The following is an 18,271-nucleotide window of genomic DNA, read 5'->3' as shown; positions in this document are numbered from 1 at the left end:
GGTTCAGTCCACCGTGACGTAGTCGGGGCCGGAGTAGCGGCCGGTGCCGAGCTTCTGGCGCTGCATCAGCAGGTCGTTGAGCAGGCTGGAGGCGCCGAAGCGGAACCAGTCCGCGGTCAGCCACTCCTCGCCCACCGTCTCGTTGACCATGACCAGGTACTTCAGCGCGTCCTTGGTCGTACGGATGCCGCCGGCCGGCTTCACACCGACCTGTACCCCGGTCGTGGCGTGGAAGTCGCGGACGGCCTCCAGCATCAGCAGGGTCACCGGCGGGGTGGCGTTGACCGCGACCTTGCCGGTCGAGGTCTTGATGAAGTCGGCGCCCGCCAGCATCGCGAGCCAGGAGACCCGGCGCACGTTGTCGTACGTCTGGAGCTCGCCGGTCTCGAAGATGACCTTCAGATGGGCGTACGAGCCGTCCTCGCGGCGGCACGTCTCCTTGACCTGCTTGATCTCCTCGAAGACGGACAGGTACCGGCCGGACAGGAACGCGCCCCGGTCGATCACCATGTCGATCTCGTCGGCACCGGCCGCGACCGCGTCACGGGTGTCGGCCAGTTTCACGGGCAGCGCGGCCCGCCCCGCCGGGAAGGCGGTGGCGACCGAGGCGACGTGGATGCCGGAGCCGGTCAGGGCCTCCTTGGCGGTCGCCACCATGTCGGGGTAGACGCAGATCGCGGCGACCTTGGGGGTGGTGCGGTCGAGGGGGTCGGGGTTGATCCCCTTGGCGCACAGGGCCCGGACCTTGCCCGGGGTGTCCGCTCCTTCGAGCGTCGTCAGGTCGATCATCGAGATGGCGAGATCGATGGCGTACGCCTTCGCCGTGGTCTTGATCGAGCGGGTGCCGAGGGTCGCGGCGCGGGCCTGGAGGCCGACCGCGTCGACGCCCGGGAGGCCGTGCAGGAAGCGGCGCAGCGCACCGTCGGAAGCGGTCACGTCCGCCATCGACGCCAGACGCCCCGCGGCTTCCTTGCCGTATGCGGGAACAGTGGTGGGCATGGTCACGAGGGGAGCATATCTACGCGCGTAGCTGCATGTCACCCCCCTGTGGACGACATCCGGTGCGGCGGCAGGGAGGAACCTGTTCCTTCCGGGCATCGGCGGTCGATGCCGGGCAGCCATAAGCCGACCGGTCAGAAGCCGAGCAGCCAGAATCCGAGCACCCGGACCGCGCGGACGAAGGCGGTTCCGCAGGGTGGGGTCGCGGCCGGGTCCGGGCAGCCGTGTGTAACAGGTGCGCCCGGGAGTGATGGACTTCTGTGGGGTGGCCGTTACACAACCACGGACGGCCTGTCACAGCCGTCCCCTACCTTTTTTCGTGCCGCACCGCACCGCAGCACCTTCCGGCTCCACCTGTATGAGGACGGCGGATGTGGTCTCGTCGCCGAACGACCGACCATTCAACGGGGGTCACCCATGACCGTACTGACCGCACGCCGCCGTACCCTGCGCACCGCCGTCGCGTCCGCCGCGCTGGGCGCCGCCCTGCTCGGCCCCGCCTCCGGCGCCTTCGCCGCCACGCCCGCGACCGCCGCGCCGGCCGCCGCCGCGAAGCCCGTCCCCGACGGCGCCGGCCGTTACGCGGGACAGCCGGTCTACATCGGCAAGGGCATGGTGGCGGTGCTGCGCAACGTGCCCTCGGAGGGCGGCCCCGAGGCGTGGATCCGTTACGTCGGCCCGCAGTGGAAGTCCGGCGACTGGTACATGGTCCGGGTGCTCGGCCTCCTCGACCGTGACCACCCGACCGCGCGGATCAAGGGCCTGCACCTGCGCCTGTCCGGCGTCTCGGGCGCGTCGCCGACGCTGCACGTCGGCGGCGGCAGCCGGGCGCGGACGTACCCGCTGCCGAAGTCCGGCGCGCCGTCCACCGGCGGCAAGGTGGCCGGCAAGGAGACCGGCGGCAGGACCGGCAAGCACGGTCAGGGCGGCAAGGCGGACGGCGGGCACGCCGCCGTACCGACCGCCCACAAGCCCGGCGGCACCGCTTCCGACCGCCGCAAGAGCTGCTCCGTCACCCGCCGCGTGGCCATCGGCGGCGGCACCCTCGCCGCCCTGACCAACAGCTCCAAGGGCCCCCGGGTGACCTTCGAGGACGGTCCGGGCAACGCCGTGCCGGGCGTCTTCCTCGACCGTGCGCACCCGACCCTGGCCCGCTTCGGCGCGAAGATCGTCAATCCGTACAGCGCCCGTCCCACGTTCCGCTTCAAGATGCAGGGCGGCAGCTACCCGCCCGGCTACGCCAACTTCCCCGCGCTGCCCAAGGGCTGCGCGCCGGCCGCCAAGCCCGGCAAGGACGGCGCCTCCGGTGGTACGCACGCCGTGAAGGCCACCGAGAACAAGGGCACGGCCGCCCCCACCGGCGCGCCGGCCGCCCCGGCCCACACCCAGACCAAGGCGCTGCCCAAGGGCGCCGTGGCCGCCGGTTACGACGCGCCGGAGGCGCCGGACACCACCCCGCTGTTCGCGGCGGGCGGCGCGTTCGCCGCGGCCGGTGCCGCGGGCGTCGTCTTCGCGGTGCGCCGTCGTCGGCAGTCCGAGGGCTCGTGGTGCTGAACGGGCGCCCCGCGGGGCGCCGGGCCGACCGCCTGCTGGCGGCGGCCTGCGTGCTTCTGCTGGCGGTCGGCGGCGCACTGCTCGCCCGCGGGTTCCTGGACGGCGGCGCCCCCTCCGCGGCGCCGGCCGTCCACGTCGCGAACACCAGCGCCCCCACCACGGCCCCGCGCGCCCCGGCTCCGGCCGCGCTGCCCGCCGCCAGGCCCGTACGCGTCCGCATCCCGGCCGCGGGCGTGGACACCGGCCCGGTCCTGGACCTGGGCCTGGCCCCGGACGGCACGGTCGAGGTGCCGTCCGTACGGCAGGCCGGCCGCATCGGCTGGTACGACAAGGGCGTCACCCCCGGCGAGACCGGCCCCGCCGTCCTCATAGGCCACTACGACACCGTCGACGGCCCGGCCGTGCTGAAGGACGTGGGCCGCATCCGCGTCGGGGACCGCATCCACGTCGACCGCGCGGACGGCCGTACCGCGGTCTTCGCCGTCCGCGCGCTCCAGCAGGTCGACAAGAAGGACTTCCCCACCCAGCGGGTCTACGGCGACACCGACCGGCCCGAGCTGCGCCTGGTGACCTGCGGCGGCGCGCTGGTCGGCGGCCACCGGCCGGACAACATCGTGGTCTACGCCGATCTGGTGGCGGCCTGAGCCGCGCCCGGGGCGGGGCGTACGAATGATGCCGTAACGCAATGACCGGCATCCGGACGCTCAGGCACAATCGGCAGCATGACGAGCCCGGAACAGTCCTCCCCGCAGCAGCACGCGGACCGCAGCTACCGCTCGCCCGCCGCCCTCGCCGGCGGCGTGCTGCTGCTCGCGCTCGCCGCCTGGCTGGGCGGCGACGCGCTGGTGCGCGGCGCGGCGCACACCAAGCTGCTGGCGGTGGCCGGGCTGCTGTTCGCGGTGCCGCTGGTGGCCGCCTTCACGCTGCGCCCGCTGGTGCGCGCGGGCGCGGACCGGCTGGTGGTGCGCAACCCGTTCCGTACGGTCACGCTGCCCTGGGCGGCGGTCGAGGATCTGCGGGCGTCGTTCTCCAGCGAGGTCTTCACGACGGACGGCTCGAAGTACCAGCTCTGGTCGATCCCCGTGTCGCTGCGGCAGCGCAAGAAGGCCAACCGGCAGGCGGCGCGCGCCGCCGGACGCCCGGACCACCACGACCCGCACCTGGGCCCGGCCCCGGCGGCGCCCCCGCCGCGCGCCACCGCCGACCGGGCCCTGGACGAACTGCGGGAGCTGCGCGAGCGCGGCGCCAAGCGGGAGAGCGCGCAGGGCGCGCCGGTGGTGAAGTGGGCGTACGAGGTGATCGCGCCGTGTGTGGTGGGCGCGGTGGCGCTGGCGGTGCTCATCGCGCTCTGACACGGTCATAGCGCGCCCCGGTACGTCAGCAGCATGTACGCGCCGAAGTAGGCCGATCCCAGGGCGGCGACCGACAGGCACAGCAGGGCGGTCCGGCGGCGGGTGCCGGCGAGGGCCAGCGCCAGGGGGAGCAGGAGCGGGAAGCCGGGCAGCAGGAAGCGGGCCCGGGGGAAGTAGACGCCGCCGCTGCCCAGGACGACCACCAGGAGCACGCCGCTGAAGACCAGGAGCGGCAGCGACCGGTGGTCGGACAGGCACAGCAGGAACAGCACCACCGACATGATCAGCACCAGCGACACCACCACCAGGTAGAGCTGCGGGTGTGACTGGTGGACGAGGGTGGCCCGCAGCGCGCGCAGCGTCTCCTTGCCGCCGTCCCACTCGTTGCGCCACTGCCGCTGGACCGCGAAGTAGCCGTCCGCGCGCCCCAGCCGTACGCCCACCCATCCGACGTAAGCGAGCCAGCCGAGCGGCGCCAGCACCGCGCCCAGGACGATCCGGCGCATCCGGTTGCGGTCCGGGTCCAAGGGCATGGGCGCGGAACCGGTACGGCGCAGGCGCCACAGGGCCACGGCGGCGCTGACGCAGACCGCCGCGACGAGCGCCACGCCGGTGGGCCGGGTGAGCCCGGCGAGGAGGCAGAGCGCTCCGGCCGTGACCCAGCGGTCGGTCAGCACGGCGTACAGCGACCACGCCACCAGCGCGGTGAACAGGGACTCCGTATAGCCCATCCACTGGACGGCGGCGACCGGCGTGGCACCCCACAGGACGGCCAGTACGGTGCCCACCCGACGCCCGTGCAGGTGCTCGCCCACCGCGTAGATCCCCCACGCGGCCAGCAGCGAACAGCCGACCGCGACCAGCAGCCCGATGGTCGCGCGGGAGCCCGGCGTCACGCCCGCGACGGCCTTGACGACCACCGGGTAGAGCGGGAAGAAGGCGAGGTTGCACGCGTCGAACCGGCTCGGGTCGAGGGAGGCCGCGTAACCGTGGTCGGCGATCCCCGTGTACCAGCGCGAATCCCACCGGTTGGCCAGCAGCGGCCACAGCCCGTGGCGCTGGAGGTGCGCCCACTTCATCAGCACGAGCGTGCCCAGCAGGCGTACGGCGGTGTAGCCGAGCAGCGCGGGCCCGGCGCGGTGCAGCAGGCCGCGCAGCGTGCGTCCGGGGGCGGGGCGGGGAGCGGGGTCCGGTGCCGGGGCGGTGCCGGCGGCCGTGTCGGTCGCGGTCGGGACCACTGCGGCAACTCCTGGAAGGGCTGGGCAGGTTGTTCGGACCAGACCAGCGTGTCCCGGAGCGCGGGCGGTGGCGGGGGCGCGCTGCGGCAGGTGCAGTACGACTGTCACCCGTACGGGAAAACGGTACGGCCGTCACCCGTACGGGAAAGCGCGGCGGGCCCCGGAACCTCCCGGTCCCGGGGCCCGCCGCGTGTACGCCGTCAGGTCAGATGCCCGCCGCGGCCGACAGGTCGGCCTTGATGGCGGCGAGCACCTCGTCGGCCTTGGCACGGGCCGCGGCCAGCCCCTGCGCGTCGGCGACCGGCACCACGACCTCCAGGTAGCACTTCAGCTTGGGCTCGGTACCGCTGGGCCGGACCACCACCCGGCCGCCCTCGACGCCGTCCTGCTCCGTCCCCGCGAGGTAGTAGCGCAGGCCGTCGGTGGGCGGCAGCGTGTCCGTCCCCTGCGAGAGGTCGTCGGAGGACGACACCGTCAGGCCCGCCAGCACGGCCGGCGGCTGCTCGCGCAGCCGGCGCATGGCGTCGGCGATCAGCGACAGGTCCTCGACGCGGACGGAGAGCTGGTCGGTGGCGTGCAGGCCGAACTCCAGCGCCAGGTCGTCCAGCAGGTCGGAGAGCGTACGGCCGGACTGCTTCAGCTCGGCGGCCAGCTCGGTGATCAGCAGGGCGGCGGTGATGCCGTCCTTGTCGCGGACGCCCTCGGGGTCGACGCAGTAGCCCAGCGCCTCCTCGTACGCGTACCGCAGACCGTCCACGCGGGCCAGCCACTTGAAGCCGGTCAGCGTCTCCTCGTACGGCAGGGCGGCCGCGGCGGCGATCCGCGACATCAGCGTGGACGACACGATCGTGGTGGCGAAGGTGCCGGACGCCTGCTTGCTGACCAGGTGCGCGGCCAGCAGCGCGCCGACCTCGTCCCCGCGCAGCATGCGCCAGCCGGCCTCGGTACCGGGGGCCGGTACGGCGACGGCGCAGCGGTCCGCGTCCGGGTCGTTGGCGATGACGATGTCCGGGCCGACCGAGCGCGCGGTCGCGAAGGACAGGTCCATCGCGCCCGGCTCCTCCGGGTTGGGGAAGGCCACGGTCGGGAAGTCCGGGTCCGGCTCGGCCTGCTCGGCGACCACGGTCGGCGCCGGGAACCCGGCCCGCGCGAAGGCGGCCACCAGCACGTCACGGCCGACGCCGTGCATCGGCGTGTAGACGACCTGCGTGTCGCGCGGCGAGCCCGGCGTCAGCACCGCGTCCGTACGGGCCAGGTACGCCTGGAGCACGTCCTCGCCCAGCACCTCCCAGCCCTCCTCGGGCCGCGGCACGTCGTTCAGCGACCGCACCGCCGCGATGCGCTCCGCGATCTGCCCGTCCGCGGGCGGCACGATCTGCGAGCCGTCGCCGAGGTAGACCTTGTAGCCGTTGTCGCGCGGCGGGTTGTGGCTGGCCGTCACCTCGACGCCAGCGACCGCGCCCAGGTGCCGTATGGCGAAGGCCAGGACGGGGGTCGGCAGCGGACGCGGCAGCACCGCGGCGCGCAGCCCGGCGCCCACCATCACGGCCGCGGTGTCCCGCGCGAAGTCGGCGCTCTTGTAGCGCGCGTCGTACCCGATGACGACCAGGCCCCCGGCCCGGCCCTGGTCCTTCAGGTACGCGGCCAGCCCGGCCGCCGCGCGGATGACGACGGCGCGGTTCATCCGCATCGGGCCCGCGCCCAGCTCGCCGCGCAGCCCGGCGGTGCCGAACTGGAGTGTGCCCGCGAACCGGGCCGCCAGCTCGTCCAGGTCCTCCGCGTCGATGAGCTTGCCCAGCTCTTCGCGGGTTTCGAGGTCGGGGTCCTCGGCCTGCCATGCCTTCGCCCGGCTGATCAGCTCCGCGGGATCGGTTGCCACGTGATGCTCCTGCCTCTGGTTGCGGTGGTGGGGGGAAGCGCTCGGCGCGTTAACGCTTACCCACTCCGCGCGATTGTTCGACCGGCGGGCGCACGGCCGCGCGCGCCGCGCCGGGCGGCCGGGGTGGCCCGGCCTTGCGCGTACGGAGCGCCGGGGGGCACCCGTACGGCGTACGGGGCGTCCGTGAACGCCCCGTACTCCTGCTTGCGTGTCGCTCGGACCGCCGTCGCGGCGCTCAGAGCTTGTCGAGCACCTGGGCGAGCAGGCTGCCCATGCGGGTCGCGGAGTCGCGGCCGGCCTGGAGCACCTCTTCGTGGTTCAGCGGCTCGCCGGTCATGCCCGCGGCGAGGTTCGTCACCAGGGACAGCCCGAGCACCTCGGCGCCGGCCTCACGGGCGGCGATCGCCTCCAGGACGGTGGACATGCCGACCAGGTCGGCGCCCATCGTGCGGAGCATCTTGATCTCGGCCGGGGTCTCGTAGTGCGGGCCGGGGAGCTGGGCGTAGACACCCTCCTCCAGCGTCGCGTCGACCTCCTTGCACAGCTCGCGCAGCCGCGGCGAGTACAGGTCGGTCAGGTCGACGAAGCGGGCGCCGACGATCGGGGAGGTGGCGGTCAGGTTCAGGTGGTCGCTGATCAGGACCGGCTGGCCGGGGCGCATGCCGTCGCGCAGGCCGCCGCACCCGTTGGTGAGCACCACGGTCTTGCAGCCGGCCGCGGCGGCGGTGCGGATGCCGTGCACGACGGGGGCCACACCGCGGCCCTCGTAGTAGTGGGTACGGCCGAGGAAGACCAGGGCCCGCTTCTCGCCGATCTTGTACGAGCGGAACTTGCCGCCGTGGCCCGCGACGGCCGGTGCCGGGAAGCCGGGCAGCTCGGTGACCGGGAACTCGTGCTCGGGGGTGCCCAGGGCCTCGGCCGCCGGCGCCCAGCCGGAGCCCATCACCAGGGCGACGTCGTGGGTCTCGGCGCCGGTCAGCTCACGGAGGCGGGCGGCGGCGTCGGCGGCGGCGCCCTGCGGGTCGCGCGCGATGTCCGGGGTAACAGATGCGTTCACGCGGACGAGGGTAGCCGGTAATTGCCTACGCGCGTAGATGTCCCGGCCGACGGCATCCGGGGGATCTGTTCGTAGATCTCTACGAAGGGCCTCAGCAGGGCCGCTTCCGCAGCTCCATCACATAGTCGTGCGGCGCCCCCGCCGACTCCGCCGCGTCCGCGATCTCGCCGAGGTAGCGGGCGGAGGGCAGGCCGCCCTCATAGCCGTTGAGGACGTACAGCCAGGCGGCGTCGTCGCCGTCGAGGGTGTGCACCCGTACCCGCATCCGGCGGTAGATGTCCATGCCCACGCCCTCCCAGCGGTCCATGGACTCCTCGTCCATGGGCGCGATGTCGTAGAGGGCGACGAACACCTGCGAGCGGGGGGCCTCGACGATCGTCGGAAGCGCTCCCTCCCACCCCATCTGCTCTCCGCCGAACGTCAGCCGCCAGCCGTTGAGCCAGCCCGTGCCGCGCAGCGGCGAGTGCGGGGCGCGGCGGGTCATCAGCCGCGCGTCGAGGTTGCCGGCGTACGCGGCGTAGAGCGACATGGTTCCGAGGGTACGGGAGGTCAGGGGGTGCGCTCGTGGTACTCGGGGTTCGAACGGCGGCCCCCGGGGGGTAACCCGGCGCGGGCGTACGGGACAATGGAGTACGTGACTCGGATCGTGATCATCGGTGGCGGACCCGGCGGATACGAGGCGGCCCTGGTGGGCGCCTCTCTCGGCGCGGAGGTGACCGTCGTCGACTGCGACGGACTGGGCGGGGCGTCGGTGCTGACCGACTGCGTCCCGTCCAAGACCCTCATCGCGACGGCCGAGGTGATGACCACGTTCGACTCGTCGTACGACGAGCTGGGCATCATCGTCGAGGACGACACCCCGCCGGTCGACCGCCCCGCGCGCGTCGTCGGTGTGGATCTCGGCAAGGTCAACCGGCGGGTCAAGCGCCTGGCGCTCGCCCAGTCGCATGACATCACCGCCTCCGTCACCCGGGCGGGTGGCCGTGTGCTGCGCGGCCGCGGCCGGCTGGAGCCGGGCCAGTCGCCGGACGGCTCGCGCACGGTCACCGTCACCGCGGCGGACGGCACGGAGGAGACGCTCACCGCGGACGCCGTGCTGATCGCGACCGGCGCCCACCCGCGCGAGATCCCGGACGCGCAGCCGGACGGCGAGCGCATCCTGAACTGGACGCAGGTCTACGACCTCGACGAGCTGCCGGAAGAGCTGATCGTGGTCGGCTCCGGCGTCACCGGCGCCGAGTTCGCCGGCGCCTACCAGGCGCTCGGCTCCCGCGTCACCCTCGTCTCCTCCCGCGACCGGGTGCTCCCGGGCGAGGACCCGGACGCCGCCGCCGTCCTGGAGGACGTCTTCCGCCGCCGCGGCATGAACGTGATGGCGCGCTCGCGGGCCGCCTCCGCCAAGAGGGTGGGCGACCGGGTCGAGGTCACCCTCGCGGACGGCCGGACGATCACCGGCTCGCACTGCCTGATGGCGGTCGGCTCCATCCCGAACACCGCGGGCATCGGGCTCGAAGAGGCCGGCGTACGCCTGAAGGAGTCCGGCCACATCTGGACGGACAAGGTCTCGCGCACCTCCGCCCCCGGCGTCTACGCGGCGGGCGACTGCACCGGCGTCCTCGCGCTGGCCTCCGTGGCCGCGATGCAGGGCCGGATCGCGATGTACCACTTCCTCGGCGACGCGGTGACCCCGCTCAACCTCAAGGCCGTCTCCGCGAACGTCTTCACCGACCCGGAGATCGCCACCGTCGGCTACAGCCAGGCGGACGTGGACGCGGGCCGCATCGACGCCCGCGTCGTCAAGCTGCCGCTGCTGCGCAACCCGCGCGCGAAGATGCAGGGCATCCGCGACGGCTTCGTGAAGCTGTTCTGCCGCCCCGGCACGGGCATCGTCGTCGGCGGTGTGGTGGTCTCGCCGCGCGCCAGCGAGCTGATCCACCCGATATCGATCGCGGTGGACAACAACCTGACGGTGGAGCAGATCGCCAGCGCGTTCACCGTCTACCCGTCGCTGTCCGGCTCGATCGCCGAGGTCGCGCGGCAGCTGCACACGCGCAAGATGTCCAGCGAGTAGCGCGCCCGGCGGCCCCGGGCCGTGCCGGCGGGCCGCCGAAAAGAACCGAACAGATCGCGGCCAACGGGATGAACGGGCCGGGGCCCGTCCGGTCGCGCGGGCGTGGGGGAGGCCCCCGGAAGCCCGGCGGGCGGGCCGTCCGCGCGCGTGTTCCCCCTGCCTGCCGACGGCGGGAGGCCCCGGCGAGAGCCGCTTCATGGCACCCTGGTGTCACTGCGTGACCGGCCACCGGCATATACCACGTGCGAGGGTCGGGAACGAACAACTTCCGTTAATTGGTGCAACCTGCTGAAAGCAGACGGTCGTTGGCGTTACTGTCAGTTTCGTGTTCGCTGCAGAACGTCGCCAACTGATCCTCGAAATGGTGCGGGCGAACGGAGCGGTGTCGCTCCGTGAGCTCGCCCGCGTCGTCCAGACCTCCGAAGTAACCGTACGGCGGGACGTGCGGGCGCTGGAGGCAGAAGGACTGCTCGACCGCCGGCACGGCGGTGCGGTCTTGCCGGGCGGATTCGCCCGGGAGTCCGGCTTCCCACAGAAATCCCATCTAGCGACCGCGGAGAAGACGGCCATCGCCGATCTCGCCGCCGGCTTCGTCGAAGAAGGCGAGGCCATCGTGGTCGGCGCCGGCACCACCACGCAGGAGCTGGCCCGCCGGCTCGCGCGGGTGCCCGGTCTGACCGTGGTCACCAACTCCCTCCTGGTCGCCCAGGCGTTGGCGCACGCCAACCGGGTCGAGGTCGTGATGACCGGCGGCACCCTGCGCGGCTCGAACTACGCGCTGGTCGGCAGCGGGGCCGAACAGTCGCTCCAGGGGCTGCGGGTCTCCCGCGCCTTCCTCTCGGGCAGCGGCCTGACCGCCGAGCGCGGCCTGTCCACGTCCAACATGCTCTCCGCGAGCGTGGACCGGGCGCTGGTGCAGGCGGCGGCCGAGGTCGTGGTCCTCGCCGACCACACCAAGCTCGGTACGGACACCATGTTCCAGACGGTGCCCACCGACGTGATCACCCGGCTGGTGACCGACGAGCCGCCGGGCCACGACGACCGTGCCGCGACCGAGCTCCAGGCGCTGGCCGACCAGGGCGTGCAGATCTCGGTGGCGGGCGGGCCGGGCGCCGGCGCGGGAGCCGGCCAGCCGGCATCGGAGGTGGTGGCGGCCGACCGCCGCGGTCCACGCCGGGACGTACCGCTGCCCGGCCAGCGGAGCAACCTCTCTCCGGGCGGCGGTGGTTCCGGGCCGCAACTGCGGACGGCCGCGCCGCTGGCCGAGCCGCCCGGCGGCCGGGTCGCCGACCTGGCGCCCCGACGCCGCTGAAGAGGTGCCGGCACGCGCGTACGGCCGTGCCGGCACCGCCCGACGACGGGCGGCCGGAGGACACCGTCCGGCCCGCTCACCTCTTCTCGGGCCCGCTCACCTCTTCTCGGGCTCGCTCATCCCTTCTCGGGCCGCAGCCCCGTCAGCGTCAGCGTGAGCAGCCGGTCGGCCAGACCGGGGTCGTCCGGTGACTCCTCCACGGCCAGCGCGATGCCGTTGGTGAGCTGCATCAGATCGCTGATGTTCACGTCGGTCCGTACGGCGCCCGCCTCCTGCGCGCGGCTGAGCAGTTCGCCGCCCGCCTCGCGCATCGGGACGCTGCACCGCGACAGCCCGGAGCTGGCGTCGCCCGGCGCAGCCATCAGCGCCCGGGACAGCCCGCGGTAGGTGCTCGCGTGCGCGATGATCGCGCGCAGCCACTCGACCAGCGCCGCGCACGGGTGCGGCGCGTCGCTCAGCTCCTTGGCGTGCGCCAGCAGCGCGTCCACCTCGCCCTGGAACACGGCGCCCATCAGGGCCGTCCGGTTGGGGAAGTGCCGGTAGAGGGTGCCGATCCCGACGCCCGCGCGCCGTGCGATGTCCTCCAGCGAGGTGTCCGTCCCGTGCTCCGTGAAGGCCGTACGGGCCACCGCCAGCAGCCGCTCGTAGTTGCGGCGCGCGTCGGCGCGCATGGGTCGTACGGATTCCTGCCCTGCCGTCTCGGTCACCATCGCCGTCCTCGCCGTCCTCCCTGAGCGCGGCCCTCCACCGGACCGGTGTCCCCAGGATGCCACTGCCCCCACGGCGGGGGCCTTCGGACCGGTGCCGCGCCCCGCCGCCGGGCCGCGTCCGCCGCGCGGGGTGGACGGGAGACGGCCCGCAGGTGACGGGGAGGGAAGGGGGCGTGGGCGCCTTGGGGAACAAGTGCGCACGGCGGCAACGACGTGCCCCCAGGAGGCATCAAACCTGGCGCAATGGGCTCTACGGAGACCGTCGGAACGCGTGCGGGAACACCTGGGGAAGCAATGGAACTGACCAGCCGATCGCTGCTGTACACCATGATCGCGGTCGCCGTGGTGTGCGTGGGACTCACGCTCTGGCAGTGGCCGCGCTTCGCCAAGAAGGGGCCGCTGGCCTGGCTGGGCCGCATCGGCTCCATCCTGGCCACGCAGCTGTCCATCGTCGCCGCGCTCGGCCTCGTCGTGAACGCCAACTTCCAGTTCTACGGTTCCTGGCACGAACTCCTCGGTCTGTACGACGACGCCCCCGGCGCGGTCGCCAAGTGGGGCGACGGGGAGGCGGGCCCGGCCGGCGACCCGTCGAAGGGCCTTGTGCAGCCCGCCGGGGCCGAGGGCCTGGACAAGGTGCACGGCCTGCCCAAGGGGGCGCCCGACAAGGCCGGCAAGGTGGAGTCCGTACGGATCGTGGGCAAGACCACCAAGGCCGTGGACCCGGCGTACGTCTACCTGCCGCCGCAGTACTTCCAGAAGCAGTACGAGCGCCAGCGCTTCCCCGTCATCGTCGCGATCAGCGGCTACCCGGGCGGCCACTACCTGCTGGCCCAGCACCTGCGGGTGACGCAGACCGCCGGCGACCTGATCGCCAAGGGCAAGATGCAGCCCACCATCATCGTCATGCTGCGGCCCACGATCGCGCCGCCGCGCGACACCCAGTGCGTGGACGTGCCGGGCGGCCCGCAAGCGGAGACGTTCTTCGCGAGCGATCTGCCCACCGCGCTCAAGGAGCACTACCGGGTCGGCCACGACCCGGGCGGCTGGGGCGTGCTCGGCTACTCGTCCGGCGGCAGCTGCGCCCTCCAGCTGACCATGCGGCACCCCCGTACGTACACCTCGGCGGCGGCCCTCTCGCCCGACTACAAGGTCACCAGCGACCCCACCACCGGCAACCTCTTCGGGGACGACAAGGACCGCGCCAAGCGCAAGCGGGAGCACGACCTGATGTGGCGGCTGGCGCACCTGCCCGCGCCGCAGGTGTCGGTGCTGATCGGCACCAGCCGGGAGGGCGAGAAGAACTACCCGGCGGCCAAGGAGTTCCTGAACGCGGTCAAGCCGCCGATGAAGGCCGAGTCGATCATCCTTGACCAGGGCAGCCACAACTTCGCCACCTGGCGGCGCGAACTGCCCGCCGCGCTCCAGTGGATGAGCAGGCAGCTGACGTTCCCGCAGGACGTGGTGGGCACTTCGTGACCAGGCTCCGGCCCGGCGGGGCGTGCCCCGCCGGGCGGGAACGGCGTTACGCGGCGCCCGCCGCGCCGAAGACGGCCGCGTGCTCGGCGGCCCACTCGGCGAACGTACGGGCCGGGCGGCCGGTGACCCTCTCGACGGTGTCGACGACCGTACGGCCCACCGCCGGCGTGTTCCCGTACACCTCCAGCAGGAAGCCGATCACCTCCTCCGGGTGACCCGCGGCCCGCCATTGTGCGATCGCCTGCTCCCGGGTGAGTTCGACCAGGGATATCTCCCGGCCGCGGGCGGCGGCGAGGGCGGCCACCTTGTCGCCGACGGTCAGCGCCTCCGGGCCGGTGATCACGTACTCCCGGCCCGCGTGGCCCTCCTCGGTGAGGGCGACCGCGGCGACGGCGCCGATGTCGCCCTCGTGGACCATGGCGCTCAGCCGGTCGGCGAACGGCTCGCGGACCTCGTCCGCCGCCACGACGCCCGGCGCCCACTCCAGGGCGTTGGACATGAACTCGACCGGCATCAGGACGGTCCAGTCCACGCCGTCGTCGGCGCGGACCGCGTCCTCCAGCGGGGAGGGGCCGCCGCCGTGCAGCACGGTGACGCGGCGTACGCCGGCCGCGCGGGCCAGTTCCAGAATGCGCGGGCCGGTCTCCAGCGGGGTGAAGCCGGCCCCGCTGAAGGTGATCAGATGCAGCCCGGTGACCCCCTCCAGGGCGGGCACGAGGCTGTCGGGCTCGGTCAGGTCGCCCTGGACGGCCTCGACGCCCGCCGGGAAGTCCGCCTTGGCGGGATCCCGGGTGAGGGCGCGGACCGCGTGGCCGCGGGCGAGCAGTTCGGCGACGACCTGACGGCCGACGGTTCCGGTGGCACCGGTGACGAGGACCTTCTGCGTTTCCGTCATGGCAGGACCATAGGAAGCCTTGCGGACGACTTCGGTCCTCGATGGCGGACGCGCGGCACCGCTTCCGGGCGCGAGGTTTCCTGGTGCGAAAAAGCGCGGGGTCCGTGGTACTCACGCACCACGGACCCCGCGCGGACGGCGGGCAGGGACGTACGCAGGCCGTACGGAAGACCGTACGCAGGTCCCGTACGCAGGACCGCACGCAAACCTCCGTACGCAGAGCCCTACGGAGAAACCGCAGGCCCCTACGCCCCTGCCCGACCTCAGTCCTTGATCTCGCAGATGACCGCGCCGGACGAGAGGGAGGCGCCGACCTCGGCGGTCAGGCCCTTGATCGTGCCGGAGCGGTGGGCGTTCAGCGGCTGCTCCATCTTCATCGCCTCCAGGACGACGACCAGGTCACCCTCGGCGACCTCCTGGCCCTCCTCGACGGCGACCTTGACGATGGTGCCCTGCATCGGCGAGGCGAGGGTGTCGCCGGAAGCCGCGGAACCGGACTTCTTGGCCGCCTTGCGCTTGGGCTTGGCGCCCCCGGCGACCGCGGCGCGGGCCAGCGGCATGCCGAGCGAGGACGGCAGCGAGACCTCCAGGCGCTTGCCGCCGACCTCGACGACGACCGTCTCGCGGGTGTCCGCCTCGGCCTCGTCCGTGCCGGGCGCGGCGAACGGCTTGATCTCGTTGACGAACTCGGTCTCGATCCAGCGGGTGTGCACCTGGAACGGCTCGGCGGAGCCGGTCAGCTCGGGCGCGAACGCCGGGTCCTTGACGACCGTGCGGTGGAACGGGATGGCGGTGGCCATGCCCTCGACGGTGAACTCGTCGAGCGCGCGGGCGGCGCGCTGCAGCGCCTGCTCACGGGTGGCGCCGGTGACGATCAGCTTGGCGAGCAGCGAGTCCCAGGCCGGGCCGATGACCGAGCCGGACTCCACGCCCGCGTCCAGGCGCACGCCGGGACCGGCCGGGGCCTCGAACCTGGTGACCGTGCCGGGGGCCGGGAGGAAGTTGCGGCCCGGGTCCTCGCCGTTGATGCGGAACTCGAAGCTGTGGCCGCGCACCGGCGGGTCGTCGTAGCCCAGCTCCTCGCCGTCGGCGATGCGGAACATCTCGCGCACCAGGTCCAGGCCGGTGACCTCCTCGGTGACCGGGTGCTCGACCTGGAGGCGGGTGTTGACCTCCAGGAAGGAGATCGTGCCGTCCTGGCCCACCAGGAACTCGCAGGTGCCCGCGCCCTCGTAGCCGGCCTCCTTGAGGATGGCCTTGGACGCGCGGTACAGCTCGGCGTTCTGCTCGTCGCTCAGGAACGGCGCGGGCGCCTCCTCGACCAGCTTCTGGTGGCGGCGCTGGAGCGAGCAGTCACGGGTGGAGACGACGACCACGTTGCCGTGCTTGTCGGCCAGGCACTGGGTCTCCACGTGGCGCGGGCGGTCCAGGTAGCGCTCGACGAAGCACTCGCCGCGCCCGAAGGCCGCGACGGCCTCGCGTACGGCGGAGTCGTACAGCTCCGGGACCTCTTCCAGCGTGCGGGCCACCTTCAGGCCGCGCCCGCCGCCGCCGAACGCCGCCTTGATGGCGATCGGCAGGCCGTGCTGCTCGGCGAAGGCCACCACCTCGTCCGCCCCGGAGACCGGATCGGGGGTGCCGGCGACCAGCGGCGCACCGGCGCGCTGCGCGATGTGACGGGCCGCCACCTTGTCGCCGAGGTCGCGGATGGCCTGCGGCGGGGGGCCGATCCAGGTCAGACCGGCGTCGAGGACGGCCTGCGCGAACTCGGCGTTCTCGGAGAGGAAGCCGTAACCGGGGTGGATGGCGTCGGCGCCCGAATCGGCGGCGGCCGCAAGGACCTTGGCGATGTCGAGGTAGCTGGTGGCAGGAGTGTCACCGCCCAGGGCGTAGGCCTCGTCTGCCGCGCGGACATGCAGGGCGTCCCGGTCAGGGTCGGCGTAGACGGCTACGCTCCCGATTCCGGCATCCCGGCATGCACGGGCTACGCGGACAGCGATTTCGCCTCGGTTGGCGATGAGCACCTTGCGCACGATCGGTTCCTCCTTGGCGCTTCGCCGCAACAAATTAGGACGTCGCGAGTTTAGGGACTGGCGACACCGCGTGCCGACCCGTTCCCGGTAGTGAGCTTGCCCACACGGAGCGTGTGCCCGGTGCGGGTCCGGGGCCGAAGTCCCCCGGTATCCCAGGGTAAGGCCCGTATTCCCGGGCCGGTGCGGTGATCAAAATGTGGGCAAGGTCTCGCCCGGCCGTCCGCCGACGGAACCCCGTTTCTTTGTGGAGTCCCTACGAATGGGCGAAGGAAACTTTGCCCGCGTCTGCGTCCGGCGGCGCGTCCGCTTCCGCTCCCCGGCTCTTACCCGCCCCCGGCCTCTTGAAGAGCGGGGGGTACCCAGGAGTAACGTGCGCGATGGTCTTTCGTACTCGCGGTAACAGTGCAACGGCTGGGAAGTGGGTGGACGGGGTGGCGGCACGCGGACCGGTGGCGTGGGTGGCGGCGGTGGTACTCGTCCTGGAAGCGCTCGGCGTCCTCTTCCTCGACTACGTCCTGAGCGTCGTCGTGGACGAGCAGCACATGTCCATGGCGGGCATGGACCCCGCCGCGATGTCCGCCGGCGCCTGGGTGCTCGGCGCCGTCTTCGCCCTCTACCTGGTCTGCTGCGCCGCCCTCCTGGCCCGCACCGCGCTCCGCGACCGCCCGCCGGGAACGTTCGGCCGCATCGCGCTCATCACCTGCGCGGTCGTGCACGCCGTCCTCGGGGCGTTCGCGGTCGGCCTGGTCGGCTGGACGGCGTTCGCGCTGCTGATGGCCGTCCTCGCGCTGCTGGTGCTGACGCTCGTGGCGTACGGCGGGACCGGCGAGGGGGTCAGGACCGGGAGCGGCGTACCGGCTACCGCTCCGACTCCCCCCACGCGCTGACCGCGACCTCGTCCCCCACCGACACCTTGCCCGGCCGCAGCACGGCGAACTTGGCGCCGAACACCACACCGCCACCGGCCGCGCGCCGGTACCCGGCCAGCGTCCGCAGCGGCTCGGGGCCGGTCCGCGCGCCGGAGGACTGCTCGACGGTGGTGACCGCGCACCGTACGGCGAGCTTGGCGTACCCCAACTCGGCGTCCCCCAGCCGTACCTGACGCACCCGGTCCTCGCTGTGCGGCTCGTCCCACCCGTCGACCACGACGTTCGGCCGGAACCGGTCCATCGGCAGCGCCGCCGCCCCCTGCTCCGCGAGCCGCGCGTGCAGCAGCTCCAGCGACGAGCGGGACACGATGTGCACCGCGCAACTGTCGGCGTACCCGGACGTCCCGGGCGTCAGCCCGTCCGTGACCCGCCCGTGGTCCTCCGGCACCCGCACCAGCCGACTCGGCGCACCGAGCACCTCGCTCAGCCAGCCGGCGACGGCGTCCCCCTGATCGATGCCCCGGTAGGGCGTCTTGAACATCTCCACGTCCCGGGGAGCGGACGAAGCGTCCACCTCCACGAACAGCTCCTCGATCCCCGGCGCGCGGAGCGCCATACGGGTGCCGTCCGGGCTGATGTCAGGTCGGATCACCGCCAGCAGGGGATCGCGGCGCTGACTCCGGAACACACCGTCCGCGCCGGTCACCATGAAGCTGCGATCGTGCGCGAGCCCGGCGGGCGTCAGCTCCGCGGTGCCGGCGGAGACTCCGGCGCATCCCTTGATGGGGTAGTACGTCAGTTCTGCCACCGTGGCGTTACCGGCCAT

The 18,271-nt window shown here is 73.1% G+C and carries 16 protein-coding genes; 7 read left to right on the top strand and 9 right to left on the bottom strand.

Annotated features, from left to right (window positions below; all coding sequences use genetic code 11):
* Window positions 1–3: 3 nt before the first annotated feature.
* The gene (gene deoC / locus CP973_RS35025; RefSeq protein WP_208853429.1) at window positions 4–999 is read right to left on the bottom strand and encodes a deoxyribose-phosphate aldolase; all 996 of its coding nucleotides are present in this window, start codon (window positions 997–999) and stop codon (window positions 4–6) included.
* A 417-nt stretch (window positions 1,000–1,416) separates the two neighbouring features.
* On the opposite strand from deoC, the gene CP973_RS35020 reads away from it, so the two are divergent.
* From CP973_RS35020 to CP973_RS35010, 3 genes are all read left to right on the top strand, one after another.
* Window positions 1,417–2,553, top strand: coding sequence for a hypothetical protein (locus CP973_RS35020; protein ID WP_150248018.1), 1,137 nt, complete (start codon window positions 1,417–1,419; stop codon window positions 2,551–2,553).
* Window positions 2,544–3,197: a class F sortase gene (locus CP973_RS35015; RefSeq protein ID WP_150248016.1), complete on the top strand. Its 654-nt coding sequence runs from the start codon at window positions 2,544–2,546 to the stop codon at window positions 3,195–3,197. Before CP973_RS35020 ends, CP973_RS35015 begins: the two co-directional genes overlap by 10 nt.
* A 78-nt stretch (window positions 3,198–3,275) precedes the next feature.
* Entirely contained in the window at window positions 3,276–3,905 is a 630-nt protein-coding gene (locus tag CP973_RS35010; protein WP_150248014.1) for a PH domain-containing protein, read from the top strand.
* A gap of 5 nt (window positions 3,906–3,910) precedes the next feature.
* Here the strand turns inward: CP973_RS35010 and CP973_RS35005 are convergent, their stop codons facing one another.
* The 4 genes from CP973_RS35005 to CP973_RS34990 all read right to left on the bottom strand — a co-directional run bounded on the left by CP973_RS35005 (window position 3,911) and on the right by CP973_RS34990 (window position 8,608).
* Complete coding sequence (locus CP973_RS35005; RefSeq protein WP_150248012.1) at window positions 3,911–5,143, bottom strand: hypothetical protein; 1,233 nt, start codon at window positions 5,141–5,143, stop codon at window positions 3,911–3,913.
* Between the two features lie 205 nt (window positions 5,144–5,348).
* On the bottom strand, window positions 5,349–7,022 hold the full coding sequence (locus tag CP973_RS35000; protein ID WP_150248010.1) for a phospho-sugar mutase: 1,674 nt from the start codon (window positions 7,020–7,022) through the stop codon (window positions 5,349–5,351).
* 235 nt (window positions 7,023–7,257) lie between these two features.
* Window positions 7,258–8,079, bottom strand: coding sequence for a purine-nucleoside phosphorylase (locus tag CP973_RS34995; RefSeq protein WP_003981906.1), 822 nt, complete (start codon window positions 8,077–8,079; stop codon window positions 7,258–7,260).
* Between the two features lie 91 nt (window positions 8,080–8,170).
* Window positions 8,171–8,608: a gamma-glutamylcyclotransferase family protein gene (locus CP973_RS34990; protein ID WP_150248008.1), complete on the bottom strand. Its 438-nt coding sequence runs from the start codon at window positions 8,606–8,608 to the stop codon at window positions 8,171–8,173.
* Window positions 8,609–8,704: 96 nt separating this feature from the next.
* Between CP973_RS34990 and CP973_RS34985 the strand changes: the two genes are divergently transcribed.
* Together CP973_RS34985 and CP973_RS34980 are read left to right on the top strand one after the other, a co-directional pair.
* Window positions 8,705–10,150 carry an NAD(P)H-quinone dehydrogenase gene (locus CP973_RS34985; protein WP_150248006.1) on the top strand — a complete coding sequence of 482 codons (1,446 nt, stop codon included), beginning with the start codon at window positions 8,705–8,707 and terminating at the stop codon, window positions 10,148–10,150.
* A gap of 325 nt (window positions 10,151–10,475) precedes the next feature.
* Complete coding sequence (locus CP973_RS34980; protein WP_150248004.1) at window positions 10,476–11,462, top strand: DeoR/GlpR family DNA-binding transcription regulator; 987 nt, start codon at window positions 10,476–10,478, stop codon at window positions 11,460–11,462.
* Window positions 11,463–11,578: 116 nt separating this feature from the next.
* On the opposite strand, the gene CP973_RS34975 is transcribed toward CP973_RS34980, so the two are convergent.
* The gene (locus CP973_RS34975; protein WP_150248002.1) at window positions 11,579–12,172 is read right to left on the bottom strand and encodes a TetR/AcrR family transcriptional regulator; all 594 of its coding nucleotides are present in this window, start codon (window positions 12,170–12,172) and stop codon (window positions 11,579–11,581) included.
* 294 nt (window positions 12,173–12,466) lie between these two features.
* On the opposite strand from CP973_RS34975, the gene CP973_RS34970 reads away from it, so the two are divergent.
* Window positions 12,467–13,648: an alpha/beta hydrolase gene (locus CP973_RS34970; protein WP_150248000.1), complete on the top strand. Its 1,182-nt coding sequence runs from the start codon at window positions 12,467–12,469 to the stop codon at window positions 13,646–13,648.
* A 46-nt stretch (window positions 13,649–13,694) separates the two neighbouring features.
* Here the strand turns inward: CP973_RS34970 and CP973_RS34965 are convergent, their stop codons facing one another.
* Window positions 13,695–14,543: an NAD(P)H-binding protein gene (locus CP973_RS34965; protein ID WP_150247998.1), complete on the bottom strand. Its 849-nt coding sequence runs from the start codon at window positions 14,541–14,543 to the stop codon at window positions 13,695–13,697.
* A 263-nt stretch (window positions 14,544–14,806) separates the two neighbouring features.
* Window positions 14,807–16,576, bottom strand: a complete 1,770-nt coding sequence (locus tag CP973_RS34960; RefSeq protein WP_150247996.1) for an acetyl/propionyl/methylcrotonyl-CoA carboxylase subunit alpha — start codon at window positions 16,574–16,576, stop codon at window positions 14,807–14,809.
* Between the two features lie 377 nt (window positions 16,577–16,953).
* Here CP973_RS34960 and CP973_RS34955 point away from each other — a divergent pair, with 377 nt between their 5' ends.
* On the top strand, window positions 16,954–17,463 hold the full coding sequence (locus CP973_RS34955) for a hypothetical protein (RefSeq protein WP_244410194.1): 510 nt from the start codon (window positions 16,954–16,956) through the stop codon (window positions 17,461–17,463).
* On the opposite strand, the gene CP973_RS34950 is transcribed toward CP973_RS34955, so the two are convergent.
* Window positions 17,435–18,271: an MOSC domain-containing protein gene (locus CP973_RS34950; RefSeq protein ID WP_150247994.1), complete on the bottom strand. Its 837-nt coding sequence runs from the start codon at window positions 18,269–18,271 to the stop codon at window positions 17,435–17,437. The two genes, CP973_RS34955 and CP973_RS34950, sit on opposite strands and share 29 nt — an antisense overlap.

It is taken from the genome of Streptomyces albofaciens JCM 4342 (genome assembly GCF_008634025.1).
Classification (GTDB): domain Bacteria; phylum Actinomycetota; class Actinomycetes; order Streptomycetales; family Streptomycetaceae; genus Streptomyces; species Streptomyces albofaciens.
The sequence above is the reverse complement of the archived record's forward strand: the minus strand, read 5'-3'. Positions and strand labels throughout refer to the sequence as shown.